The 24,892-nt window shown below is 70.0% G+C and carries 25 protein-coding genes and 1 pseudogene; 17 read left to right on the top strand and 9 right to left on the bottom strand.

What is annotated here, in order from left to right:
- The first annotated feature begins 7 nt into the window (after positions 1–7).
- From ACFV1W_RS29675 to ACFV1W_RS29665, 3 genes are read left to right on the top strand one after another with little or no spacing between them, the layout of a single operon-like run.
- Entirely contained in the window at positions 8–2,227 is a 2,220-nt protein-coding gene (locus ACFV1W_RS29675; protein ID WP_380420327.1) for a PQQ-binding-like beta-propeller repeat protein, read from the top strand.
- A 34-nt stretch (positions 2,228–2,261) separates the two neighbouring features.
- A complete protein-coding gene (locus tag ACFV1W_RS29670) occupies positions 2,262–2,681 on the top strand; it encodes a hypothetical protein (protein ID WP_380420351.1) in 420 nt (139 codons plus the stop codon).
- On the top strand, positions 2,678–6,544 hold the full coding sequence (locus ACFV1W_RS29665; RefSeq protein WP_380420326.1) for a hypothetical protein: 3,867 nt from the start codon (positions 2,678–2,680) through the stop codon (positions 6,542–6,544). Before ACFV1W_RS29670 ends, ACFV1W_RS29665 begins: the two co-directional genes overlap by 4 nt.
- Before the next feature lie 352 nt (positions 6,545–6,896).
- On the opposite strand, the gene ACFV1W_RS29660 is transcribed toward ACFV1W_RS29665, so the two are convergent.
- A complete protein-coding gene (locus tag ACFV1W_RS29660) occupies positions 6,897–7,070 on the bottom strand; it encodes a CsbD family protein (protein ID WP_380420350.1) in 174 nt (57 codons plus the stop codon).
- A gap of 477 nt (positions 7,071–7,547) precedes the next feature.
- Between ACFV1W_RS29660 and ACFV1W_RS29655 the strand changes: the two genes are divergently transcribed.
- Complete coding sequence (locus ACFV1W_RS29655; RefSeq protein ID WP_380420325.1) at positions 7,548–8,546, top strand: YihY/virulence factor BrkB family protein; 999 nt, start codon at positions 7,548–7,550, stop codon at positions 8,544–8,546.
- Between the two features lie 445 nt (positions 8,547–8,991).
- On the opposite strand, the gene ACFV1W_RS29650 is transcribed toward ACFV1W_RS29655, so the two are convergent.
- Both ACFV1W_RS29650 and ACFV1W_RS29645 read right to left on the bottom strand, forming a co-directional pair.
- The gene (locus ACFV1W_RS29650; protein WP_380420324.1) at positions 8,992–10,059 is read right to left on the bottom strand and encodes an SRPBCC family protein; all 1,068 of its coding nucleotides are present in this window, start codon (positions 10,057–10,059) and stop codon (positions 8,992–8,994) included.
- A 3-nt stretch (positions 10,060–10,062) separates the two neighbouring features.
- Positions 10,063–10,863: a histone protein gene (locus ACFV1W_RS29645; RefSeq protein WP_380420323.1), complete on the bottom strand. Its 801-nt coding sequence runs from the start codon at positions 10,861–10,863 to the stop codon at positions 10,063–10,065.
- A 439-nt stretch (positions 10,864–11,302) separates the two neighbouring features.
- Here ACFV1W_RS29645 and ACFV1W_RS29640 point away from each other — a divergent pair, with 439 nt between their 5' ends.
- The 8 genes from ACFV1W_RS29640 (at position 11,303) to ACFV1W_RS29605 (ending at position 15,090) form a co-directional block, all read left to right on the top strand.
- Positions 11,303–11,653, top strand: coding sequence for a gas vesicle protein (locus ACFV1W_RS29640; protein ID WP_380420322.1), 351 nt, complete (start codon positions 11,303–11,305; stop codon positions 11,651–11,653).
- Positions 11,654–11,725: 72 nt separating this feature from the next.
- On the top strand, positions 11,726–12,166 hold the full coding sequence (locus ACFV1W_RS29635; protein ID WP_380420321.1) for a gas vesicle structural protein GvpA: 441 nt from the start codon (positions 11,726–11,728) through the stop codon (positions 12,164–12,166).
- Between the two features lies 1 nt (position 12,167).
- Positions 12,168–12,881 (top strand): GvpL/GvpF family gas vesicle protein, encoded by a 714-nt coding sequence (locus ACFV1W_RS29630; RefSeq protein WP_380420320.1) that lies wholly within the window; start codon positions 12,168–12,170, stop codon positions 12,879–12,881.
- Between the two features lie 13 nt (positions 12,882–12,894).
- Positions 12,895–13,146, top strand: a complete 252-nt coding sequence (locus ACFV1W_RS29625) for a gas vesicle protein GvpG (RefSeq protein ID WP_380420319.1) — start codon at positions 12,895–12,897, stop codon at positions 13,144–13,146.
- 36 nt (positions 13,147–13,182) lie between these two features.
- Positions 13,183–13,620: a gas vesicle protein GvpJ gene (gene gvpJ, locus ACFV1W_RS29620; RefSeq protein WP_380420318.1), complete on the top strand. Its 438-nt coding sequence runs from the start codon at positions 13,183–13,185 to the stop codon at positions 13,618–13,620.
- The gene (locus ACFV1W_RS29615) at positions 13,617–14,435 is read left to right on the top strand and encodes a GvpL/GvpF family gas vesicle protein (RefSeq protein WP_380420317.1); all 819 of its coding nucleotides are present in this window, start codon (positions 13,617–13,619) and stop codon (positions 14,433–14,435) included. Before gvpJ ends, ACFV1W_RS29615 begins: the two co-directional genes overlap by 4 nt.
- The gene (locus tag ACFV1W_RS29610) at positions 14,432–14,680 is read left to right on the top strand and encodes a gas vesicle protein (RefSeq protein ID WP_380420316.1); all 249 of its coding nucleotides are present in this window, start codon (positions 14,432–14,434) and stop codon (positions 14,678–14,680) included. Before ACFV1W_RS29615 ends, ACFV1W_RS29610 begins: the two co-directional genes overlap by 4 nt.
- On the top strand, positions 14,677–15,090 hold the full coding sequence (locus ACFV1W_RS29605; RefSeq protein WP_380420315.1) for a gas vesicle protein K: 414 nt from the start codon (positions 14,677–14,679) through the stop codon (positions 15,088–15,090). Before ACFV1W_RS29610 ends, ACFV1W_RS29605 begins: the two co-directional genes overlap by 4 nt.
- 75 nt (positions 15,091–15,165) lie before the next feature.
- Here ACFV1W_RS29605 and ACFV1W_RS29600 read toward each other — a convergent pair whose 3' ends face one another.
- From ACFV1W_RS29600 to ACFV1W_RS29590, 3 genes are all read right to left on the bottom strand, one after another.
- Entirely contained in the window at positions 15,166–15,657 is a 492-nt protein-coding gene (locus ACFV1W_RS29600) for a hemerythrin domain-containing protein (RefSeq protein WP_380420314.1), read from the bottom strand.
- Positions 15,658–15,897: 240 nt separating this feature from the next.
- On the bottom strand, positions 15,898–16,395 hold the full coding sequence (locus ACFV1W_RS29595) for a hypothetical protein (protein ID WP_380420313.1): 498 nt from the start codon (positions 16,393–16,395) through the stop codon (positions 15,898–15,900).
- Positions 16,396–16,722: 327 nt separating this feature from the next.
- Complete coding sequence (locus tag ACFV1W_RS29590; RefSeq protein WP_380420312.1) at positions 16,723–16,929, bottom strand: STAS domain-containing protein; 207 nt, start codon at positions 16,927–16,929, stop codon at positions 16,723–16,725.
- Between the two features lie 230 nt (positions 16,930–17,159).
- On the opposite strand from ACFV1W_RS29590, the pseudogene ACFV1W_RS29585 reads away from it, so the two are divergent.
- The 3 genes and pseudogenes from ACFV1W_RS29585 to ACFV1W_RS29575 all read left to right on the top strand — a co-directional run bounded on the left by ACFV1W_RS29585 (position 17,160) and on the right by ACFV1W_RS29575 (position 19,131).
- Positions 17,160–17,332: pseudogene (locus tag ACFV1W_RS29585) on the top strand (CsbD family protein).
- Positions 17,333–17,611: 279 nt separating this feature from the next.
- The gene (locus tag ACFV1W_RS29580; protein ID WP_380420311.1) at positions 17,612–18,061 is read left to right on the top strand and encodes an SRPBCC family protein; all 450 of its coding nucleotides are present in this window, start codon (positions 17,612–17,614) and stop codon (positions 18,059–18,061) included.
- An 821-nt stretch (positions 18,062–18,882) separates the two neighbouring features.
- A complete protein-coding gene (locus tag ACFV1W_RS29575) occupies positions 18,883–19,131 on the top strand; it encodes a hypothetical protein (RefSeq protein ID WP_380420310.1) in 249 nt (82 codons plus the stop codon).
- 168 nt (positions 19,132–19,299) lie between these two features.
- Here ACFV1W_RS29575 and ACFV1W_RS29570 read toward each other — a convergent pair whose 3' ends face one another.
- The 3 genes from ACFV1W_RS29570 to bla all read right to left on the bottom strand — a co-directional run bounded on the left by ACFV1W_RS29570 (position 19,300) and on the right by bla (position 22,689).
- Entirely contained in the window at positions 19,300–20,958 is a 1,659-nt protein-coding gene (locus ACFV1W_RS29570; protein ID WP_380420309.1) for an FAD-binding oxidoreductase, read from the bottom strand.
- A gap of 268 nt (positions 20,959–21,226) precedes the next feature.
- Entirely contained in the window at positions 21,227–21,601 is a 375-nt protein-coding gene (locus ACFV1W_RS29565; protein WP_380420308.1) for a hypothetical protein, read from the bottom strand.
- 146 nt (positions 21,602–21,747) lie between these two features.
- Positions 21,748–22,689 carry a class A beta-lactamase gene (bla, locus tag ACFV1W_RS29560; RefSeq protein WP_380420307.1) on the bottom strand — a complete coding sequence of 314 codons (942 nt, stop codon included), beginning with the start codon at positions 22,687–22,689 and terminating at the stop codon, positions 21,748–21,750.
- 134 nt (positions 22,690–22,823) lie between these two features.
- On the opposite strand from bla, the gene ACFV1W_RS29555 reads away from it, so the two are divergent.
- On the top strand, positions 22,824–23,771 hold the full coding sequence (locus ACFV1W_RS29555) for a LysR family transcriptional regulator (RefSeq protein ID WP_380420306.1): 948 nt from the start codon (positions 22,824–22,826) through the stop codon (positions 23,769–23,771).
- A gap of 101 nt (positions 23,772–23,872) precedes the next feature.
- The gene (locus ACFV1W_RS29550; protein ID WP_380420349.1) at positions 23,873–24,721 is read left to right on the top strand and encodes a serine hydrolase; all 849 of its coding nucleotides are present in this window, start codon (positions 23,873–23,875) and stop codon (positions 24,719–24,721) included.
- Positions 24,722–24,892: the final 171 nt, after the last annotated feature.

The following is a 24,892-nucleotide window of genomic DNA, read 5'->3' as shown; positions in this document are numbered from 1 at the left end:
TGGAGAGTTGAAGGAACTCGAAGCTGGCGATCCTCGGCAGATCGGACCGTATGCACTGCTCGGAAGAGAGAGCACGGTCAGCGCGGGTGAGACCTTCGCGGGGCGCTCGGCTGATGGGCGAGTCGTCGCAGTCACGGTGGTACAGCCTGAGGTGGCCGCGGTGCCGGAGTTCCGGGAGCGGTTCCGGGCCGATGTCGCGGCGGGCCGAGCGGTGTCCGGGGAGTTCATCCTGCCGCTCGCTGACGCCGACCCGGATGCGCCGTCCCCCTGGTTGGCGATCGCGATCGTTCCGGGACTCCCGCTTCGACGAGCTGTTGATCGATACGGCCGGCTGTCAGAACCGGCCTTACGACGGCTCGCCTTCGGCCTGGCCGTGGCGCTGACCCGAATCCATGCGGCCGGGCTGGTCCATGGCGACGTGGGGCCGGACTCGGTGCTGCTGGCGGCGGACGGACCCCGCATCGCCGCATTGGGGATCGCCGGGACCGCCGAGGCCGCCAGGTCACCGATGAGCGACATGTTCGACCTGGGCGCGACCGTGCTGTTCGCAGCCTCGGGGCACGGACCGGCCTGGGAAGGTCAGTCGGAGGATGTGAGGACGCGTATCGCCGAGCTGGAAACGGTGACTTCCGTCCTGCCGCCGTCGCTGCGCGAGGTGATCGGCGGCTGTCTGTACCCGGATCCGTCGACCCGGCCAACTGCGGGGCAACTCGTCGACTACCTGAAACGTCAGGGCCTGCCGGAGCCCGCAGACAGCTGGCTGCCACCGGGGTTGACCGCCGACATCGCCGAGGTCACCGCCGCGACCGCGACGCCGTCGAGCGCGGCCAGCGGCGGGATCAGCCGCCGGAAACTGGTCTTCGGTCTGGCTGGAGGCGCGGTCCTGATCGGCGGCGTGGCCGCGGTCCTGTCCTTCGGGGACTCGTCGCCGGCACCGAGTGGCCGAGCCGGTGGATTCCCGCCCCCGGAACCGCCAGGTTCACCATCGGGCGTGTTTCCGACACCGACAGCGTCACCGTCATCCTCGGACGGACCAGCCCCGAGCGTCCTGTCCGGGCCGGACGCGACCAAGGCATGGACGATCGTCGGGCCGAACCCGCCGACGTGCCTGGAAGCGTCCGACAACGTGGTCATGGTGATCACAAACAAGGCCACGGCCTTCTTGGACGCCTCGACGGGTAAGAACGCGCTCCCCTCCCTGAACACCAAGAACACGTTCGGATCGAGCGACCTGAGGTCCCCGACGGCGTACGCGACTGGGGTCTTCTACTACCTCTGCGAGGCGCCGGACGCGTACAACCTGGTGGCCGCAGTCGACGCCACCACAGGGAAGGTGAAGTGGGCGACCTCCATGGCCCAGGCCGATCCCGGTGACGATGCCGACTCCCCGTTCTACGACGCAGATATTGTGGCGGTCAGCGGGAACACCGTGTACGTGTGCGGGACGGTGCACTCCCATTCATCTTTGGAATCGGATCAGACGACCGGCTACATCCGGGCGTTCGACGGCGCGACCGGTAAGGGACTGTGGAGGATCAAGGGCACGGACATCAACAACGTGCTGGTGCCGCCGACCGGCTCCTACCTGCTGGCGGCTTCGAGCACCCCGGTCGGCAAGTCCGGCCAGGTCCAGATGCTCGACGCCGGAAAGCAGGGTGCCCGCGGCTGGAAGATCCCCATCGCAAAGGCTGACTCCTACTTCCAGGCCGGCTGGCCGCTGACGTGCTATGCCGCCGGGCTGTTCATTTTCGCCGGCGGCGCCGGCGACACGCTCTTCGCCGTCGACGCGGTGACTGGCGCGGAGAAGTGGCATCAGCAGTTCGAGGCGAAGAACGGGGACCAACTCCGGATCGGCGTCCCTTTCGCGAGCCTGGACGGCGCGACGGTCTACGTCCCGGTGGGCAGCGACCTGGCGGCCTTCGCCTCCGCCGACGGGACTGTCAAGTGGGTGGCGACTCTGACCGGATCCGGCGAGTGGGGCGTGACCAACATGTTCAAGGCCTCCTCCAGGATCGGCGGCAAGAGCGCGCAGTGTTCGGCCGACACCGTCTTCGTCACCGACACGGCCAAGACGCTCTGGGCCATCGACGCGGCGACGGGCAAGGCCCGGTGGAAGTACAACGACCCGGGGCAGCCGGACGTCGGGTTCAAGTGGGCCGTCGGTGGCGACCACGTGTTCATCGCCTCCAACCTGACGTTGACCGCGATCTCGATCCACGGACAGTAGACGGCAAGGGGGAAGCATGGAGACAGGCTTGGACATGACCGGGGGCCTGGCAGCGGCCGCCGCGGGGCGCTTGATTGATCTGCTGACGACGGACGGCTGGGCCACGATCAAGGCCTCGGTCCTGGCGCTGTGGCGGCATTCGCATCCTGAGCGGGTGGAAGCCGAACTCGTCGAGGCCCGCGGCGAACTGTTGCGGGCCGAGCAGGCCGGTGACAGCGTGGAACTCCAAGGGCTGCTGGTCGCCGAGTGGCAGGCGCGGCTTGCCAGGCTGATCGCCATGCGACCGGACGTCATCGATGAACTTCGTGCGCTGCTCCTCCAGGAGTTGCACGACGCCGGATCGACGGGGCAGCGGACCACGACCTCGACGACGCTCGAGGCACATGTCTCCGGCGGCGGCGACGCCTATCAGGCGGGCCGGGACATGACCGTCACCAAGGACGGGGCGGCGTGACCGAGCCGGACGACGGCACGCTATCCAGCGGACAACCGGCCTGGCAGCCGATGAAGTTCGAGGGTTCTGCGACCGGCGGTGGCAGTGTGTTCCAAGCCGGCCGGGACATGACCATCATCCGTAAGCCGGACGGGCCGCGACGTAGCCGACCCGGTCCCGACGCTCGAAAGATGCGGTGTCCGTATCCCGGGTTGATGCCGTTCGCGGCCGAACACAAGGACTGGTTCTACGGCCGGGATCAGATGGTCCACACGGTCGTCGAGCGGTTGGACGCCCGGATACGCGAGGGCGGCCCTCTGGTGCTGATCGGCCCGTCGGGCTCGGGGAAGTCTTCCCTGCTCGCGGCCGGGGTGCTGCCTGCCCTGGATGACGGTCGGCTGCCCGTGGCGGGATCGAGCAGCTGGCCGCGGTTGACGCTGACCCCGACGGCATCCCCGGCTCTGGCGCTGGCGGCCGCCGCAGGGCTCGATGCCGAGGATGCCCGGCGCCTGGCGGAACTCTGGCAGTCCGATCCCTCGCAGTGTGTGACGGATCTGCGCAAGCTGACCGGCGTCGATGCGGCGGCACCGGCCGGCGAGCCTCCCGCGGTCGGCCTGACAGTGGTGGTCGACCAGTTCGAGGAGGTCTTCACGGCATGCCCCGATGAGGCCGAGCGACAGTGGTTCATCGAGGTTCTGGACTGTCTGGCCAAGCCCGCAGGCGGCGCGGCGGTGGTGCTGAGCCTTCGTGCCGACTTCTACGCCGCGTGCACGTCCTATCCGCAGCTTCGGGGGGCGTTGCAGGGCGGGGCGGTGTTGCTGGACCCGATGACCGAGCGCGAACTCAAGGAGGTGATCCGCCTTCCCGCCGAGGACGTGGAGCTAGAGGTCGAAGACGGCCTGGTCGAGGTGTTGCTGGCCGACCTGGGAGCGGTCGGAGGACCGGCGGGTACGGGCGCTGCGGGCCGGTTGCCACTGCTGGCCCACGCGCTGCGGGCCACTTGGCAGCAGCGCAGCGGCCATCGGTTGACCGTGGACGGATACCGGGTCACCGGCGGGATCCAGCGCGCCCTGGCCAACACGGCCGACCGGTTGTTCGACGCGCTCCCGCCGCGGTGCCGTGACGCGGCGCGGTGGGTGTTCCTGCGGCTCGTCATTCTGGGACGTGACGCCGATGACACCCGCCGCCGCGTCCGGTACGACGATCTGCTGCGACACGCGCCGGATCCGGAGGCGGCCAAGGTGGTTGTGGACGACTTCACCCGTGGTCGACTGCTGACCCGCGATCAGGACGCGGTGACGATCACGCACGAGGTGCTGATCCGCGCCTGGCCGCGGCTGCGGGAGTGGATCGAGCAGGACCGGGACGGCAACCTGGTCCGACAGGACCTGGAAGAGGCCGCCGCCGCCTGGGAAGAGGCGGGCAGGGAGCCAGGCGCGCTGTACCGAGGCAACCGCCTGGAGATCGCTTTGGCGTGGGCCGAGAAACACGGGCCCGACCTCAGTGGCGCGGCCGGCGCGTTCCTGGCAGCCGCCCGGCGCCAGCAGCGGCGTGGGCAGCGGCTCCGGCGGTCCGCCGTCGCGGCCATCACGGCGCTGGCCATGGTCGCCTCAACGGCTGCGGCGTTCGCATTCGTGCAGAACACCCGCGCCACGGAAGCTCGCGACAAGGCCATCACCGCCGCCGTCGCCTCAGCATCCTTGCAGCTGGCGCCCACCGACCCCTCGCTGTCCGCACAACTCGCCCTGGTCGCCTACCGCATGGAGCCGACCCCGGAGGCGGCCTCCCGGCTGATCACCACCGAGAACACGCCGCTGGACATCCGGCTGCCCGGTGCGAAGGGCTCGGTCTCCACCGCGGCCTACAGCCCCGACGGGCACACGCTGGCCGTCGGATACGTCGACCAGAACATCGTCCGGCTGTGGAACGTCTCGGACCCCAGCCACCCGGTGACGCTGGGCGCGCCTCTGCCCGAAGATGCTTCCGTCGACTCGATCCTGTCCGTGGCGTTCAGTCCGGACGGCCGCACCCTGGCTGTCGGCGGCCATGCCAGCAACAGGGGCGACGACGGTTCCGGCGGTTTCGTCGACCTGTGGAACCTGACCAGCCCCAGTCACCCGGTCCTGTTGGGCCGGCCGACGAACTCCGGCCCGCGCCCCTGGGACTCTTTCAGTCCCATCCAATCGCTGGCGTTCAGCCCCGACGGCCGCACCCTGGCCACCAAACGGTCCACCGGAGTCGTGAGTCTGTGGAATGTCACCCACCCCGATAGCGTCACCTCATACGGCCAGCCTCTCGACACCTGTTTCCCCTCTGGTCCTTTGGCGTTCAGCCCCGACGGCCGCACACTCGCGACCGCCTGCCGGGACGACACCGGCACCATCAGCCTGTGGAACACCACCGACCCGAACAACCCGACCCCCCGGGGCCAGCCTCTGAACGCCGGCAGCGAGGTCAACTCAGTGGCGTTCAGCCCCGACGGCCACACCCTTGCCGCCGGGGCCGCAGACTTCGACGTCCACCTGTGGAACCTCACCGACTCAGAGCACCCCACTCCGTTGGGCAAACCACTGGAGGGATCCGCCCAGGCCGTGATGTCGGTGGCGTTCAGCCCCGACGGCCACATCCTGGCCGCCGGCGGCGCCGACCACGCCGTCCACCTGTGGAACGCCACCGACGCCACCGACATCGCCCCGCTGCGGCCGCTGGTCGGCCGCAGCGGCAGCGTCAACGCCGTGGCCTTCAGCCCTGACAGCCGCACCCTGGCAGCCGGAAATGCCGACGGAGACGTGGATCTGTGGAACCTGCCACCAACCCAGCTGATCGGTGCGGGCGGTCCTTTGGCATCGGTCGCGTTCAGCCCGGACGGCCGCACCCTGGCCGCCGGAAACGCGAACCGGACCGTCAGTCTGTGGAACACCTCCGACCCAAACCACCCCGCTCCCAGAGGCCGGCCGTTGACCGGCCCCACCAAGGAAGTCACCGCGGTGGCGTTCAGCCCCGACGGCCACACCCTGGCCGCCGGCGACAGCGGCGGCGGCGTCACCCTGTGGAACACCGCCGACCCCAACCACCCCATTCTCCTTGGGCAACCGCTCACCGGGGCCAATGGGCAGATCTTCTCTCTGGCTTTCAGCCCGGATGGCCACACCCTGGCCGCAGCTGGAGACAACTACAAGTCCGGCGGCATCGCATTCTGGGACGTCACCAACCCTGCGAAGCCCACGCCTGTAGCCGGCATCAATAACGATCACACGAGATCCATCCATTCCATCGCCTTCAGCCCCGACGGCCGCATCCTGGCCACCGGCGGCGACGCCAGCACCCACGAGGTCGGGTTGTGGAGCGCGAAGCTCGACCTGAAGGTGCGCGTAGGCGAACCGATACCCCAACCCACCGGCACCAGCACCTGGGTGGCGTTCAGCCCCGACGGCCACACCCTGGCCACCGGAAACAGCAGCGGCATCATCACCCTGTGGAACAGCACCGACCCGAACCACCTCACCCCCAGAGGCCCGCTCCTGACCATGCCCGGCGGCAACCTCTGGTCGGTCGCGTTCAGCCCCGACGGCAAAACCCTGGCCGCCGCCGGCCACACCAGCGTGGGCACCATCAAACTGTGGGATGTCACAGACCCCAACAGCCCGGTCGCCATCGGCGAACCGCTGACCGTCGCCACCGGGCCGGTGTCCGTGCTGGCGTTCAGCCCGGACGGCCACACCCTGGCCGCCGCCACCGACGACGGAGTGGCCACCGTCTGGGACCTGAACGTCGAGGCCGCGATCCACAACATCTGCGCCAACAGCGCCGGCGCCTTGGACAGCCAGAATTGGAGTAAGTACGTCCCGATCACCGGATATACGTCACCATGCCCCCAAGCATGATCGGCGCGACACGCGAAGGCCCCACCCCTACCGCGCGAGGGACAAAGAAGGGCGAACCGCCGAACCGACCAGCGAACGATCACCCCTGACGCATCGCGGCCGGACCAGCCTGAACTCAATCCATCTTCGGGGGCCTCTCGCCCATGAGAAGCGATTCCCAAAGCGGACGTAGTGTCTCCGACGGTGGCTGGGGGTGGGGATACGCCAATGAGCCACCCTGAAGGACGGTGGCCGGGGCTGAGGCCTGCTGCTGGCGGCGCAGGCGTTCGGTGAAGTCAAAGACAGGAGACGCAGCAAGTCCGCCTCCCGGTACTAGTGATGGGAGGCGGACTTGCGTTCCAGGGGTGTTTGATCAGTGCTTGAAGGCATCCTTTGCCTTCTGGCCAGCCTGGAGCATGTCACCCTTCACCTGCTCGGCTTTGCCCTTGGCCGTGAGGGTCTCGTTTCCGACGGCCTTGCCGGCGGCTTCCTTTGTCTTTCCCTTAACGGTCTCTGCCGTGTGTTCTACCTTCTTACCTGCGCCCATGACCATCCTCCTCATGAGCTCGGTTACCTGCACCGCGTCTGCCCCGTGTCGGCACCTTCACGCCCGAAAGCTGTGGAGCGCGCTAACCGTCGACCACATGGGCCAAGCTGGGCGGCGTGGGGGTGGCCTGGTCGAGAGAATGAAGGCATGAGTAATGGTTTCCGGGATCCGGTGCTGATCTTCGACGGAGACTGTCCGTGGTGCTCGAAATGGGGCATGTAGGCGATGCGTTCCTCGGGCGGATGGGAAGCGATGGCCTTCCAGCTCGCGGATCTGCCAGCGCTTGACAAGCGGGTCGGCGGCTGGGATGTGCTGAAGCCAGCCCGATGCCGGCATCGTTTGCTGTGGGTCACGCCCAGGGGAAGGCAATATTCACAGCCGACTGTCCCCCAGCCCGGGTCGGCCGGTAACCTGCTGCGCGACGGGGTAGACGCGCCGTAATAAGGTTGGGGAGCCGGACGACAAGAAGGCCCAGGCATGAACCCCGTCGAACGCACCCTCCGCGCTCTCGACCGTGCCCAGCAGCACCACACGGTCCCGGGAATGGTCGTCGGCGTGATCAAGAAGTACGGAGACGACCGCGGCAGTCTGCTCACAGCCCTGATCGCCTACTACGGGTTCATGGCCCTGATCCCGCTGCTGCTCCTGCTCAGCACCATTCTCAGCTTCATCCTCCACGGACACCCCGGCGCCCAGAAGACCATCGTCAACTCCGCGCTCGTCGACTTTCCCATCATCGGCGATCAGCTCCGCCAGAACGTCCACTCCGTCCAGGGCAGCGGCCTCGCCCTCGTCGTTGCCCTCCTCGGCCTGGTATACGGCGTGCTCGGTATCGCCCAGGTCCTTCAGCACGCCATGGCCGAGGTCTGGAACGTGCCCGGAGTGGTCCGCCCCGGCTACTTCCCGCGCCTGGCCCGCAGCCTGCTGCTGTTCAGCACCCTCGCCGTGGGCCTGCTACTCGCCACGGCTGCCGCTACCCTCGTCGCCACCACTCTTGGCGGGCTGGCCGCCCACATCGGCGCCCTCGTCCTGTCCGCCTTGCTCAACACGGGCCTGTGCCTGGCCTGCTTTCGCATCCTGACGCCCAAGATCGTTCCCACTCGCGCCCTGCTGCCCGGATGTGCGATCGCCGGGCCTTTGTTCACTGTCCTGCAGACCTTCGGCGCCGTCCTCGTGGCCCACCAACTGCGCCACGCCACAGCTGTCTACGGGTTCTTCGCAACCGTGATCGGCTTGCTCTCCTGGCTCGCTCTGGCCGCGACGATCACCGTGTACGCGGCCGAGACCAACGTGGTTCTCCACCGGCGACTGTGGCCGCGAAGCATTCTGCAGCCACCGCTCACCGAGGCAGACGAGAAGGTCCTGGAATCCATCGCGAACCAGGAAGAACGCCGCCCCGAGCAGCACGTCGACGTCGACTTCGACGATGACAACACGTCCCCCGGGGACGGGCGGCCGCGCCAAGACGACACCTGACCCGTAAGGTTGGGACCAGTCGTAGGCCCCAGATCCGGGGAGTCCTCGGCTCCGCCCTGGTCGACGAACGTGGTCACCGGAGCAACCCCCGCGAGCGCGGGGCCGACCCGTACAGGGCGCCGGCCAGGGCGAACCAGCGGCCGGTCCGGGCCTGCCCTGTGGCGTCGGGGGCGCCATTGGGGCCAGTGCAGGATGTGGTCGATGCCTGGGTTTCGGCGCCCAGGTCGGCGGCTGGCCTGGGCGGCATGTCCCTGACGCGATCGGGCGGCCGGTCCGCGCCTGGTTGGCCTGGCAAGCTGTCGCCTTCGGCTTCCCGGCTGGAGAATGGCCAGGGGCAGGAGCAACGGCACCTCGCTGCCAGCTGCAAGCCGAGTGGCTGCTCGCCTCCGCCGCCAGCTCGGCAGTCGGGCCGGTACGCAGTGCGGGTTGGCTGCCCCGGGGCCGGTCAGCGGGCTTCCTCCAGGTACTCCTCATCCTCCTCTTCCGGTTGTTCGTCCTCTTCCCCGTAGTCGCGATCGTCGTACTCGTCGCCGTTCTCGTCCTCGGGCTCCTCCTCTTCTTCGTCGTACTCGTCCTCGGGCTCCTCCTCCTCTTCGTCGTACTCGTCGTCGGGCTCTTCTTCCTCGTCGTCGTACTCCTCCTCGGGCTCCTCCTCTTCGTCGTATTCGTCTTCTCCGAGCCGGTCGTCCTCGGCGGCTTCGTCTTCCATCGCCTCTTCGTGCGTGCGCACCACCTGGCCGTCGCGGATCTCACCGCGCCAGCCTTCGGCTTCGTCGTTGGACAGGGAGACGTGCCGCTGGAAGTTCTTGAAGTCGAGGCGGAGGCGCCGGCCCTGGGCACGCCAGATGTTGCCGGTCTTCTCGAAGAAGCCGCTGGGGTAGTACTCGACGACGAGCACGATGCGGGTCAGGTTCGGGGTGAGTTCGTGGAAGCTGACGGCCCCCCGAGTGCTGCCTTTGGCTCCTTCGGAGGTCCACACGATGCGCTCGTCCGGGATCTGCTCCTGGACCGTTGCCTTGAAGCTGCGTTTGGAGGGCCCGACTTTCACCTTCCAGTCGGTGGTGACTTCATCGCCCTGTGAAACGCTTTGCACACCCTTCGCGAAGCCGCTGAAATCCTCGTACTGCGTCCAGTGGTCGTAGGCGGTGCGCACAGGGACCCCGACATCCAGTACCTCCACGATGTTCATCGTCTTCTTGCCCGCCTTGCGGCCGGGCTTGCCGCCTCCCCCGAACGTCTCCTTGGCCTTGTCGACGACGTTGTCCTTGATGCTCTTAGCCTTCTCGCCCACGAAGGCCTTGAGCGGGGAGTCACCTTGCAGGACACGGGAACCGACCTTGGGCAGGACGCCTCCGTTCTGGGCGACGTCACCAAGGGTGTCGGTGAGGTCGGAGACCTTCTCACCCGCCTTCTCCACCAGGTGCTCCAGCTGGGCGCCGAGGAAGTTGACGACTTCTTCACGTAGTTGGTCGACTCCCGACCCGGCTGCGGACCTATCTCCCGTGGCGGCCATGGCTCACCTCCGCCGGGTCCGCGTCGACGGCTTGGCAGCGGTGCTTTTGCTCGCCGCGGTCCTTTTCGCTGCGGTCTTCTTCGCTGCGGTCTTCTTCGCCGGCGTCGGCGCTTTCTCGCGCGCGGGCTTGGATGCGGCGGTCTTCGACGTCGTGGCGCGGGCCGACGACTTCTTCGCCGCTGGCGGACTCTTGGCCGTGGTCTTCTTCCCCGCCGGTGCGGCCTTCCTGACGGGTCGACGGGCGGCGGTCTTCGGCGCGCTGGTGCTCGGGGCCGTGCGGGAGGAGCGCGGCTGGTCACCGGCGGGTTCGGCGGTACGGCGTCGCCGGGCCGGTTTCGCCGGACGAGTTTCCTCGGGCTCCTCCTCGTACTCGTCCTCCTCTCCGGCCTGGTCGGGCTCTTCTTCTTCCTCCTCCGGCTCCTCTTCCCATTCCTCCTCCCCGCCTTCGGCCTCGTACGGTTCCTCCTCGTCCTGCCCCTCGTCCGGCTTCGGTTTTCCGATGTTGAGCGTGCGCTCCCTGAGCGAGTCGGCCAGCTCACCGATGCGCCGGTCGGCGGCTGCGGCGACGGCCTTCTTGCCTGTTTCCAGCAGTTCGCCGCGGACCTGTTTGTTCAGCTCGGCGACCTGCGGGACCTCGGCGAGCTTGCGTATGCCTTCGGTGGCGAGCTGGCGCGGATCCAGACCAAACCGGCGCCCGGCGAGGTAGGTGGCGGCCGCGAACGCGAGACGCCCCTTCTTCGCGCGCCCGAGTACGTAACCGCCCACGACAGCCGCCGCCAAGGCGACCTTGGTGGTGTCATTCATAGGGGGCATCCCTTTCCGGCGATCGCCCCTTCGCGAGTGATCGGCACCAGCGAAGGGGCCGTTCCTTGTCTTTCCGCGCGTGATGGCCGGTCTTGTGGTCGGCGCGACGCCGACATGCGGCAACGATCCGTCGCTGCGACGTCGGTCACGGCAGTCCGCGTCGGAGGCGGCGCTGGGGGATTCGGCGATCGTGACCCCGTCGAGCCCGGCAAAAGAACCCAGTTCCCAGTCTGGCATGCCGCGGTGTTCCCGCACCTGGGACCGATGTCGCGCCGAGTGCACGGCCCCGTACTCCACGCCCCCACGCCGACCAGCCACCGCGAAGCAGGCCTACGGCGCCGGGGCATGAGATACAAGTCGACGGCTATATTGGTGCATATCGGGCATGTGTGGTAAGTGAGTGCTTTTGGAGCAGGCTTTCCCCGATCCGGAGAAGGGCATGACCACTGGCAACGAGGACGACGAGGACCCGAGGAGGGCCGGCGCGCGTCCCACACGGTCGCCGGGCCGGACGCCGCGGCCCCGTCGACGTGTCTCCGCGTCACACGCCATGCGTATCGCTGCTCAGCAACTGCAAGACCTCCTCGGACGTGTCCCCGAGTCGGTGTCGGCCCTGAAACCCGTCGAGGGCGGCTGGCAGGCCGACGTGGAGGTGGTGGAGCTGGAACGCATCCCTGAGACGACCAGCGTGCTGGCCAGCTACCGGGTAAGGCTCGACGAAGAAGGCGAACTGCAGTCGTACGAGCGGATCCGTCGCTACACCCGGGGACAGGTCGATCGCCCGACCTGACGAATTTCGCGGCGCGATGACCTGCAAGAACGCCCGCGTTCACCGAGAGGGCGGGCAGCGAAGGGAGGCGCCATGACTGTGGTGCCGCAAAGCGCAGCCGGCGTTTCCCGCAGTGGGAACACCGGAAGTCTCTACGACGTCCTTGAGCTGATCCTCGACCGGGGCCTGGTCATCGACGTCTTCGTCCGGGTCTCGCTGGTCGGCATCGAGATCCTCAAGATCGACATCCGCATCGTCGTCGCCAGTGTCGACACCTACCTCCGGTTCGCCGAGGCGTGCAACCGCCTCGACCTGGAATCCGGGCGCAAAGCGCCCGCTCAGCTCCCCGACATCGTGGGTGAGGTCACGGAAGGGGGTGCCCGGGGCAAGAGCAAGGGCGCGCTGAGCGGCGCCGTCGATGCTGTCACCGACGCCCTCCATCTCGGAGACGCCAACGAGGAGGAGGAAGAGGAGGAGCCCGCGCCGAGGCGCACGCGGCCCGCCCGTCGGCCGACCAGACGACGGGAGGAATGAGATGGCCGTCTACGTCTACTCCATCACCGCAGCCGGTCATCCCCACGACCTGACCGGCCTCGACACGGTCGGTCCCGTCCCAGCAGCGCTGCGCTCCCTGCGAGCCGGGCCGCTGGCGGCCGTCGTCAGCGATGCACCTGCGGAACTGCGGCCCAAACGACGCGACCTGATCGCCCACCAGGCCGTTCAGGAACGCCTCGTCGCCGACGGGGCGGTGCTGCCGCTGCGCTTCGGCCTCACCGCTCCCGACGACGACGCCGTCCGGGCCGCCCTCGACCAGCACCGCGAGGAGTACCTCCAGCGGCTGAGCCACCTGGAGGGCTGCGCCGAGTACCACATCAAGGCCGCCGTCGAGGAGGACGCACTGCTGCGGCAGATCCTGCGGGAATCACCCAGAGCCCGGCAGCTCAACGACGACATCAAGGCGGGCAACAGCAACCCCGAGCTGCCGCTCGCCCTCGGGGAACTCGTCACGCAGGAGGTCCTCGCGCGCCAGCAGGCCCTGGCAGCCGGCATCACCGAGGCACTGCGTCCCCACACCCGCGAGGAACTGGCCTCCGATCCCACCGGGAACGACTTCCTGAACATCTCCTTCCTCGTTGACCAAGAGCACCGAGAGCTCTTCCTCACTGCGGAAAAGAGCCTCGCCGACGAACTCGGCGCCGATTGCGACGTCCGGCTGTACGGCCCCCTGCCCGCCTACAGCTTCGTCTGAAGGACGTGAAGCCATGGGTCTGATCACCCAGATCCTCACCCTCCCGCTCGCGCCGGTGCGCGGCACCGTCTGGGTGCTCGAACGCGTCGTCGAAACCGCCGAGGACGAGTACTACGACCCGGCGCCCGTCGAACACGACCTTGCCGCACTGGAGCGAGCACTCCTGGCCGGGGAGATCGACGAGGAGACCTTCGACCGGCGCGAGGACGAACTCCTCGACCGCCTCGACGAAATCCGGGCCCACACCCAGCGCCGCGCACCATGACCGCGCAGCAGCCACGCGGCCGGACGGAGGACAGCAGTGAGTGATTCTCTCGCCAACCGTCTGGGCTCGCTGCCCTCCCGGGCCGGGCCGCCCTACCAGCCGGCCTCCTCCGCCAGTCTCGCCGACATCCTGGAGCGGGTGCTGGACAAGGGCGTCGTCATCGCCGGCGACATCCAGATCAACCTCCTCGACATCGAGCTGCTCACCATCAAGCTGCGCCTGCTCATCGCCTCCGTGGACAAGGCCAAGGAGATGGGCATCGACTGGTGGGAACACGACCCGTCGCTGTCCTCCCGCGCCGACCACTCCACTTCCCGTCTCGAAGAGGAGAACCAACGCCTGCGTGAACAGATCGAGGCCCTGCGCGCCGACGCCGCCCTCCCGCCCGTCAGCTCTCCGGAGGCAGCCACGCCGCGCCGTCGCCCGGCCCAGCGGCCCACCGCTCACCCACGACCCGGTCCAGGTGACACATGAGCGACGCCTCCCTCACCTACGCCTACGCCGTCGCCCGCGACCGCACCCCCGCCCTGACCGCCGAGGCGGGCACCCTCACCGGCGTCGCCGGAGCACCCGTCCGCCTGCTGACTCCCGACCGCAGCACCACCCCGGTGGCCGTCGTCAGCCCCGTTCCCGCCGAGGACTTCCACGAGGCGGCCCTGCATCGGCACCTGGAGGACCTCGGCTGGCTCGAAGCCCTGGCCCGGGCCCACCACGGCGTCATCGAAGCGCTGGCAGCGCACACAACCGTCCTTCCACTGCGCCTGGCCACCGTCTACCTCGACGACGACCGGGTACGCGCGATGCTCGACGACAACCAGAAACTGTTCCTGGACGGCCTGGAACGCCTGCGTGGCCATGTGGAGCTGGGCGTCAAGCTCTACATCGAGGCCGAACCCCGGCCCCCCGCCGCAACGGATGCCCCGCCTGATCCGGCGCTCAGTCCGGGCCGCGCCTACCTACGCCGCCGCCGTACGGAGCAGGACGCCCGCCACGACGCCCACCGGGCGGCCGAAGAGGCGGCACAACGGATCGCAGTGAGCGCCCGTGCCCACGCGGTGCAGTGGGCACGTCACCGCGTCCAGGAAGGCGAACTGGCAACCGGCCCCGGACAGAACGTGGTCAACGACGCCTACCTCGTGCCTGCGGACCATGTCCGCGCGTTCCGCGAGGAGACCATGCACGCCACCGACGGTCTCCCCGGCCTGCGGGTCGACGTCACCGGTCCGTGGGCCCCCTACTCCTTCGCCACCCTGACCCCTCCCGAACCCGGCACGGCGAGTGCACCGTGAACCCTTCAGGAAACACCCCGGCTCCGACCAGCGGCGCGTCCCCGCCGCAGCAGCAGGTCGCCCTCATCGACCTCCTGGACCGGCTGCTCAGCGGCGGAGTGGTCGTCACCGGTGACCTCGTCCTGTCCGTCGCCGACATCGACCTCGTACGGATCTCGCTGCGCGCCCTCATCACGTCGATCAGCGAGCGCACGGCCGCTCCCTGGGCGGCGCACGCCCCATCCGGAGAGTGGGGGACGCGGTGACCGCCGACAGGCCACCCCGTCCGGACCGCCGCCAAGAGGTGGCCCAGGCCGCCGCACGCGCGTTCCGCGTTTTGCCGGCCACCAGGAGCGATCAGGCAGCCACAGGCCGGGGCCGCCCGCCCCATGCACCCCGAAGAATCACGACCAGCCCCGAGACCGTCGAACGGGACCTGATGAAGCTCGTCCTCACCCTCGTCGAACTCCTCCGACAGCTCATGGAACGGCAGGCCCTGCACCGTGTCGAAGCCGGCGACCTCACCGAGGAGCAGGAGGAGAACCTCGGAGCCACCCTCATGGCGCTACACGAGCGCATGAACGACCTGTGTGCCCGCTACGGGCTCACCATGCAGGACCTCAACCTCGACCTCGGACCGCTCGGCCCTCTCCTCCCGCCAGACGAACCGCAGTAGTCCTGTGTCCTTCGCCGCAGTGCGGATGGCCGTGGACGGCGCAGGCCCGGACACCGGGCCGTGCCCTTGGTCCCGTCAGGACAGAACAGCGTCCGCCACCTTCTTGAGCGCGCTGGGCGTCTCGGGCCTGCGGGGCGCCTTGTCGCGCGCTTCGATCAGACGGACTCCGATCTCCTGCAGCTCCTTGCGACCCAGCGCTTCGCGCACCTTGGGGAACCAGTCGTTCTCCTCCTCCTCGATGTGGCGGCTCACGCTTTCGATCAGCACGGTGGTCCTGGCATCGAAGCGTTCATCGTCGGGGCTCAGGCCGGCCAGCTCGGCGCATAGCAGATCGGCGACGTGGTGCTCCTCGAAGGACTCCAGGATGTCGCCCTCCAGCTCCGGAACGAGCCTGCGCACCTCGGGGTACATGACCTCGTTCTCGATGTAGGTGTGGACCGTAAGAGCCTCCAGGATCTGGTTCACCGTCTCAGCCCTGGTCGCCTTGTCGGCGTTCTGGAAGGCGCGGAAGAGCCGGCGGACCCGTTTGTGGTCTTCCTTGAGCAAAACGATGGCGTCAGTGGACACAAGGCCTCCTTCAAGCCGTGGACAGGTGTGGTCCGTGTGCCCTGACACAGCGCCGCGCATGCCCAGAGGAAGCCGAACGGAGGACGGACTCTGCTCACATGCCGCAACCAGGTCGGCACGACCTCCCACGGCTCCCTTCGCGTGCCCGGAAGCGGCCAGCCGGGCATGATCCACTACTGCGTGATTCCCGGCTTCCTCCGGGAGGATCCGGGCCCCGCACGGGCGGTGATGGCGCTACTGTCAGCCGGCGCCATGGTGTTGCTGGCGGCAGGCACGCCCGGCGGCGAGGACCTGGTCGATCAGCGCACACACACGGGGCAGGTCGGCCACGTCGAACATCGCGGCGGCAGGCAGGGCGAGAGCGAGGGCGGCTACCGCGCCGACAGCCACCGCTTCGATCACGTCCAGGTCGATGGGCTGGTAGCTGCGCCGGGCGCCGAGCAGCACGTAGCCGTCGAGGTGCGAGCGGGTCTGCCAATCGACGCCGCCCAGGTAGCCGTCCCCGGGATCCAGGTCGCTGCCGACTCGGGCGACCGCTTCGGCGAACTGGTGCAGGACCCGGCCGTGCGCGGGGTCGGGTTGCCGGTCCGCGAGGTGGCCTACCCAGGCCGCGGCCCTCGCCGTGCAGGCGGCGACGGCGGCCAGTACGTCCCCGTCGTGCCCGCTCGGCCCACCGGCAACCGAGTCGGCCTCGTCTTCTCCCAGGCCGGGAACGCCGGGCAGGCCGGCCCAGGACATGGAATGGCTCATACCTTTGCAACGGCCCAATGCGGCCCGAGGTCACGCCTGTACGGCACTCGATGCTGGGGTCCCGCGACCCGAGTCCGGCAAACACCGCCGTGCAGGGCTGTTGTCTCCCATCGGCCGCTGGCCCCGACCCGCCTCATGACAGACCTCCTTCGCGGGTGCGGGGCCGCGCAAGAGGGGGAGGGGCGAAGGTGGCCGGAATTCCGCTGTGGCGGTCGACCGCCCCGAGTGCCGTCCGGTCCCAAGACGGCACGGGGGAGTATGCCGGGACTCGTGGCACGGACGGCTCGGGTGTGCCATCAGCGCACCCGACTCCGTTCAACGAGCCGAGCGAGGCACGCCCAGGTCAACGGGAAAGACTCGGTCGCATCCGGTGATCTCCAGCAGCCGCGCCACCTGGTCGGAAGGCGGGGCGAGCTGGACGACACGACGGTGCCCCTGGCAAGCGGCCTGGCTCTGGGCCAGCAGCAGTGCGTTCAGTCCGACCGAGTCCAGAACGGTCACGTCGTGCAGGTCCGGCATCATCGCGGCGCCGCCCGGCTGCACCGGTCAGCACGGCGACTCCAGGCACCCGGGGCGGCACCGTTCCCACGGCCACTCCCGGACACCCCGACCTGCATCCAGGTCCAGTAAGCGCAGTGCCCACGCCCGCCGCCGCGGTACCGGACCAACCGCACCGCATCGGGTGCATGCCTGCAGGAAATCCGGGCACACGCTTCGGGGACAGGCCGTTGCGGCAACGGCGAGAGATCGCAATGAGCGCCTCGGACGAGGCCTCGAACCTCGGTGACAAGATCAAGGGCAAGGTCGAGGAGGCCGCGGGCAAGACGGTCGGCAACGAACGCCTGAAAGCCGAAGGCAAGGGCGACCAAGTCAAGGGCGAGTGAAGCAGGTCGGCGAAAAGGTCAAGGACGCCTTCAAGGACTGACCGCGCCACCCGTCGAAGGAAAGGACTGTAAGGGCCAGCGATGCGGGCCGTGTTCGTGGGCGTGCGGGAGTGAGTCCGCCCGGGCGGACCACACTCGGCGCGGCCAGGGCGGCCCACGACCGTGGCCGTCGGGGGACTGGCCGCCGCCCGCTGTGGCCGGCCGGTGCTGGTTTTTGCCGGTTGGGGGCACGCCGTGGGTTGGGCGGAAAGGCCGAGGAGCGCGCGGGTCCGGTTCAGTCCGGTTCAGCAGACCGACGAGACGAGTAAGGAGGGTTGGTTATGAGCAGGGTCCAGGAGACGATCGACGTCGACGTGCCGATCAGCACCGCGTACAACCAGTGGACGCAGTTCGAGCAGTTCCCGATGTTCATGGAGGGCGTCGAGGAGATCACGCAGATCGACGACCGCCACAACCGCTGGAAGACGAAGATCGCCGGTGTCAGCCGGGAGTTCGACACCGAGATCGTCGACCAGGTCCCGGACGACCACGTGGCGTGGCGCACGGTCACGGGCGAAGTGAAGCAGACCGGCATGGTGTCCTTCCAGCCTCTGGACGCCGGCCACACCCGTATCGTGATGTCGATGGACTACCAGCCCGAGGGGCTGGTGGAGAAGGCCGCCGACATGATGAACATGCTCGACCGGCAGGTGAGGGGCGACCTGAAGCGCTTCAAAAGCTTCATCGAGAAGCGCGGCAGCGAGACCGGCGGCTACCGCGGCAAGCTCTGACCCGGCAACAGTGTGAGGCCCCGGCTGGCGCATCCCGCCCGCCGGGGCCGTCCGGCCTTGTCGTGCCGGTAGGGGATGCTGGGCCGACCGGGCGCAGCGCGCCGCAGGGACGCATGCCGGAGCCCGGCCGGAGCATATGAAGGGCGGGCAGTGGCCCGGGCGGCCTCCGAGAACCGCGGCCGACCCGTGCCCGAGTGGCACCACCCTTGCCGGCGCCCTCTCTCCAGCAGCAGCCGTTGCATGGTGGCAGGGTCGAGCCGGGGGAGTTGGCGCCGGTCGGCACGAAACTGCGGCGCCCTTGCGAGCCCCGGTGTCGCGGTCGTCGTCGCGGTGCAGGACGACGGTGACGACGGCGCTCCTGGCGTGGAGGGCGAGGGGGGGCGACGGCCCATAGTTCACCGTCGTCGGGGTGCGCGAAGGCGGCCAGGACCGAGCCCGGCATAGCACCGGTCACCACAGCCCCAGCATTTCGACGACGTCGGTGGGCTTGGCAAGCTGGGGACTCGGCGTGCCGCCGAGGGCCACGGGCACGTTGACGATCACCGAACGGCGGCACGTCACGGATCCGGGTTTGGGAACCGAAACCGGCATCGGCTCCGTGCCTGGACCGCCACCAAACCCGTCAATGCGGGCATACGCCGCGTGGTAACGGGACGGCGCCCGGCCGGCGGGGGCGCAGTCGCGCGGGTACCGGTCGGCGAAGTCCCCGCCCCCCACAGGCCGTCGGAGCCGTCACGAAGGCATATTGCCGTCGTCCCGCCGGAAGGCGTCCCGCCGAGGGAGGTTGCCCGTAGGTTGCGAGTGACCGGGAATCGGTCACTGTGCCCACGGAACCCATCGTCGGCACCGCCCACGTCGAGTTGGGGATCGTCACGGATGACGGCGCCTTCCACGCCTGCCGGTGTACCGACATCCCGACCTTCGGCGGTCCGCCCCCGTTCGAACTCGTCCTCCCCGGCAGCGGACTGTTCCCGCCGAGCCCGGCGCATTTCGACACCGCGGCCACCACCGGCCTGCCGGCCTTCGGAGGAGGAACCTTCGAACTGTTCTGCGAAGGGAGCATCGTCTGACCCAGGCAGGCGCGTAACGAGGCTGATGGGGGCCGCCTTGGCGTTCCCCGGAATTATCTTGGTGCCGTTGTCGGTGCGGGCCGGCAGAGTCGAGTTCGGGTTTGTGGAAGCCGTGACTTCTTCCAACGCATGGGCGGACCTTCGACCGCAGGCCGCCTCCGCCGGGCCTCAGGGGAGTTCGACCGAGAGGGCGTGGCGGAACACGTTGCGCGGGTCCCAGCGGGCCTTGACCCGCTGCAGGCGCGGGTAGTCGTCCTTGTAGTAGAGGGTGTGCCAGGGAACGCCGGAGGTGTTCCAGGCGGGGTCGGCGAGGTCGGCGTCCGGGTAGTTGATGTACGAGCCGTCGCTCACCTCGCCCGGCACGGGCACCCCGCCGGTGTCCGCGTAGACGTCGCGGTAGAGCTCGCGCACCCAGGAGAGGTTGGCGCCGTCGTGCTCCTCGTCGGCCCAGACGCTGTGGTAGACCGCCTTCATCACGACGTCGCGCTGCGCCACCGCGGTGGCGCCGGGCTCCACGGCGCGGACCCGGCCGCCGTAGCCGATCACCAGCATGCCGCAGGCGGCGGTGCCGGTGTCGTTGGTCAAGTGGCGGTAGATCGCGGCGAGTTGTGGCTCGGTGAAGGATCGCTTGAGGTAGCCGGCCTTGCCCTTGTAGCGGCGGGTGACGATGTCGCCGGCCTCGCCGTTGCCCGGCCAGGTCATCGGGTAGAGCCAGGGGACGGTCGCGCTGCCGCCGCCGGCGTCCAGGCCGGTGCCAGCGTTCACCTGGTCGACGAAGTCCTTCACCGTCTCCGCCGCGCCAGGGATCCCGGCGTCCATCTGGACCACCATCGAGAATCCGGTCGCCTTGTGGTGGGTGAGCTGCAGGATCGCGTACAGGCCGGCGTACGGCGACCCCGGGTCGCTGTTGCGCTCGTGCCAGGTGCAGAAGTTGCGCACCAGGGTGGTGAACGCCCGCTCGGTGGTCCTCGAACCGTCCCAGGGCCACTCGACCAGGGCCTCCAGCATCTCGGCGGGCGAGGGCGGCAGCAGGCGGCACGGGTCCGGCGACCCCGAACGGGCCTCGGCGTCGGCTTCCGGTGAGCGCAGCCAGTACCGGGTGGCCACGCCGAAGTTGCCACCGCCACCGCCGGTGTGCGCCCACCAGAGTTCGCGGTTGGGGTCGTCCGGCTCGCGGGTGGCGATCACGGCGCGGGCGGTGCCGTCGCGGTCGACGACCACCACCTCGACGCCGTACAGGTGGTCCACCACCGAGCCGTAGCGCCGCGACAGCGGCCCGTACCCGCCGCCGACCAGGTGCCCGCCGACCCCCACCTCCGGGCACCCGCCGGCCGGCACGGTGACGCCCCAGCCCTTGAACAGCGTCCGGTACACCCTTCCGAGCGTGGCCCCCGGCCAGACCTCGAAGGCCCGCCGCCCCGGGTCGTAGCCCACCGCGTCCAGTTGCGAGAGGTCCAGCAGCACCCGGATCGCCGGGTCCGCGGTGAAGTCCTCGAAGCAGTGGCCGCCGCTGCGCACACCGATGCGCCGTCCGCCGCGCACCGCGTCCTGGACCGCCCGCACCACCTGCTCGGTGGTGCCGGCCACCACGATCTCCTCCGGACGCCCGACGAAGCGCTGGTTGTCGCCCTTGAGCAGGCCCTCGTAGCGAGGGTCGCCGGGGCGCACCACGGCCGGACCGAAGGGTGCCGGCTCCCGGCGCCCGGCCGCCCCGGCGGGGACGGCGCCGGCCGCCGCCGTCCCGGCCAGCCCGGTGGCCAGCCCTCCGGCGGCGGTGAGCAGGGTGCGGCGGTTCAGGCTCGTGCCGGGTTCCTTACCGTGATTCATCGTCAGCCCCCGTGTGCGGATGGGTGATTGCGTCACCAGCATGACCGCGAGCACGGGGGCGCGGCCAGCGTTCGGGCGGGAGTGCCGGTGACAGGGGCCGGGGCGTCGCTCGTCGGGTACGGCTCGGACGGCGTGGCTGCTTCAGGCCCGAACCAACCTGATGCCCAAGGGAGTTCGTGCCCGGCGGATCGCGGGCGAGGACGGCGCCGCAGCCGTCCTTCCCCGCCTCGGCGAAGGGTTCGACCGCTGACCGGGCGGCAGGCCGCGATCAGTTGTACATGCCCCAGGAGATCCCGGGTCCGAGGTTGTCGATGATCTGGGTCCGGACCCGGTGGCCCGGGCCGTCGTAGAACCACGGGGACTGGGCACCGCTGTAGGAGTCGTAGCGGATCTGGCCGTTGTCCCAGACCAGGAACTGGCAGTGGCCGTTCGTCCTGGTCGGGTCGATGGCCTGGAAGTCGTGGTAGAGGCCGTCGGTGTAGAGGCGCGGCTCGATCTTCTGGACGGCGTCGCAGTTCGGGGTGGAGGTCATCGGGAAGTCGCCTTCGACGGCGAAGGCCGGTGTGGAGGTGCTCACGACGAGCAGGGCGCCCGCGCCGAGGACGGCGAGGGCGGTCCGCAGCGGAGTACGGCGAGGCAGCATGGTGTGGTTCCCCCGGAAGTCGGTACCCGGCACACGCGTCGGCGGACGGCTCCGCCGGGGTACGGCCGGACGGGGGTGATGCTTCCAGCGGCGGATCGCCGTGACAAGGGCGCCGGGCGGCTGGGAGCCACTACGCATCCGCACGGTCAGCCGAGGGCGGTGACGACGGCCTTGGTGGCCTCGGCGATCAGGGCGTCGTCGGAGGTGGCGTCGGCCTTGCCGCGGTCGGACAGCACGACGAGGACGATCGGGCCGCGCCCGCCGGAGGGCCACGCGACGGCGACGTCGTTGCGGGTGCCGTAGCCTGCGGTGCCGGTCTTGTCGCCGATCTTCCAGTCGGCGGGTACGCCCGCGCGGATGAACGGGGCGCCGGTGGTGTTGCCGACCAGCCAGTCGGTGAGCAGCCGGCGCCGGTCCTCCGTCAGGACGTCGCCGAGGGCGTAGCGGCGCAGGTCGGCGGCGAAGGCGCGGGGCGTGCTGGTGTCGCGGGGGTCGCCCGGGGTCGCCTCGTTCAGGGCGGGTTCGTTGCGGTTGACGTTGGTGGTCGGGTCGCCGAGGTCGCGCAGGGTCCGCTGGAGGGCCTCCGGGCCGCCGAGTTCGGTGAGGAGGAGGTTGGCGGCCGTGTTGTCGCTGTACTCGATGGCGGCGGCGGCCAGGTCGCGCACCTTCATGCCGGTGGCCACGTGCTGGGAGGTGATCGGCGCCCAGGCCAGCACGTCCTCCTGGCGGTAGGTGACCACCTTGTCCAGCTCCTGGTCGCTCGCCGTGCGCAGCAGGGCCCCGGTGAGCAGCGACTTGATCGTCGAGGCGAAGGCGAAGCGCTCGTCGGGGCGGTAGGCGACCTCCCGGCCGCTGCCGGTGTCCAGCGCGTACACGCCGAGGCGCGCGCCGAAGTGCTGTTCGAGGTCCTTGAAGGCGGCGTCGGCCGGGCCGGCGGAGGCCGTGGCCGTGGAAGCCGTGGTGGTCGCGACCGCCGCCGGAGCGCCGGTGCTGCCGGAGGTGCCGCGATCGCAGCCGGCGGTCAGGGCCGCCGCGAGCAGGGCGACGGCGGGCAGCGCGGTGCGGGGGTGCCGGAACAACGACGTCATCGGTGGTCTCCAGATCAGGTGTACGGGAAGGCCGCGTGGTCGGGCCGTGGCCTCACCTAAACAGGCCGTCAGGACTCCAGTCCAAGAGCATGATGATGAAGAGGTTCATAAAGAACTGCCTATGATTGCTGCTCATGGACCTGCTGGGGCACCTCCGCCACTTCCGTGTCGTCGCCGAGGAGCGGCACTTCGGGCGCGCCGCCGAGCGGCTGCGGATCGCCCAGCCCTCGCTCTCCCAGCGGATCCAGCGGCTGGAACGCGAACTCGGCGTCAGCCTGTTCGACCGCGGTCCGCGCGGGGTCGCGCTCACCCCGGCCGGCCGGCTGCTGCTCGACGAGGCGGAGGAGGTGCTGGAGAGCTCCGCCCGCCTGCTGGCCGTCGCGGCCGACCTGCGCACCGGCCGGGCGGGCACCCTGCGCGCGGCCGTACCGCCCGACCTCGGACCGGCCGCCCTGGCCGCGCTGCTCACCGGCTTCGAGAACGCCTCCCCGGGCACCCGGCTCGACCTGCGGGAACTGCCGGTCGCGGCCGCGGTGCGCGAACTCGCCCAGCACACGGTGGACGTCGCCGTCGTCCGCCACCCCTGCCCGGCCCCGGGCCTGGCCTTCGGGCCGGTGCTGCACCAGCCGCTGGGCGTGCTGCTCGCCGCCGACGGCCCGCACGCCGACCGCCCGGAACTGGCCGTGGCGGAGCTGACCGGGCGACGCCTGGTGCTCTTTCCCCGCGCCACCGCCCCGGCACTGTACGACGAGATGCTCACCACCCTGGCCCGGCACGGCTGCACCCCGGAGGCGGTCGTCGACCCGCCCGGCCCGGACGTCGCGGGCGCGCTGGTGCTCACCGGCAGCGCCGTCGCCCTGGTGCCGCGCACCGCGGCGCCGCCGGGTACAGTCTGGCGTCCGCTCACCGGCACCCCGCTGACCTGGCGCACCTCCACCGCCTGGCCGGCCGGGCGCGACGGGCCCGCCGTCCGCCTGTTCGCCGAGGCCGCCCACCGGGCGCTGACCGAACCGGGCGGCCTGCTGCCCCAGCCGCCCAACCGCCCGCTCTTCCCCCGGCCCGCCATGGAGTTCCCGCTGTGACCACCGACAGTACGACGGGTGACCGGGCCCGCGGAGACCGTTCGGGAGACGACGCCGCCGCCCGTCGGGACCCCGCCGGCGCCCCCGCCGCGCGCGCCCGCATCGCCGCCGCCTTCGCCGAAGCCGGGGTCACCGGCCTGCTGCACGCCCGCGACCTCGACAGCGGCGCCGAACTCGCCCTCGGCGCCGACACCCCGGTCAGCACCGCCAGCGTCCACAAGCTCTGCCTCCTGGTCACGCTGTACCGCGAGGCCGCCGCCGGACGGATCGACCTGACCCGGCCGGTGGACCTCCCCGCCGCCGACCGCACTCCGGGGCGCACGGGCCTGTCGGCCATGCTCGACGCAGCCCGGCTCTCGCTGCGCGACCTCGCCTACCTGACCGTCGCGGTCAGCGACAACGCCGCCGCGGACGTGCTCTGGGACGAAGTCGGCCTGGAGACCGTCAACCGCACCATGGCCGAGCTGGGCCTGACCCGCACTGTCGCCGTCCACACCCTCCGCGAGCTGGTCGCCGTCCTCGCCGAGGACACCGGCCAGGACTCCCCGGTCGACCCCGCCGTCGTCGCCCGGCTCAGGGTCCTCGACCCGGCCTTCACCAACCGCAGCACCGCCCGCGAGATGACCGCCCTGCTCGCCGCCCTCTGGCACGGCGACGCCTGCCCTGGCGAACCCGGCGCCGCGCTTCGCCGTCTGCTCGGCCTCCAGGTCTGGCCGCACCGGCTGGCCTCCGGGTTCCCGTTCGACGACGTCCGCGTCCACGGCAAGACCGGCACCCTGCCCACCCTGCGCCACGAGGTCGGCGTGGTGGAGTACCCCGACGGCGGCCGCTACGCCCTGGCCGTCTTCACCCGCGCCGCCGCCACCAGCTTGACCCTCCCCGCCGCCGACGCCGCCATCGGCACCGCCGCCCGCCTCGCCGTCGACGCCCTGCGCCTCACGGCACGCTGAAGGGGCGACGCGACCGTGAGGATCGCGTCCCGACCTCGCCCCACGCGGTTGATCGATCGTCCGGCGATTTCCGAGCCGTCGGCCCGGCCGGGGCGACGGCTGGAGGGTGGTCGGGGTGGGTGTGTGCGTGGCGGGGGGCGGCGGTAAGGCGGGCGACGCGGCCCGCCGGGT

The sequence above is a fragment of the Kitasatospora sp. NPDC059648 genome, from assembly GCF_042734825.1.
GTDB lineage: Bacteria > Actinomycetota > Actinomycetes > Streptomycetales > Streptomycetaceae > Kitasatospora.
The sequence above is the reverse complement of the archived record's forward strand: the minus strand, read 5'-3'. Positions and strand labels throughout refer to the sequence as shown.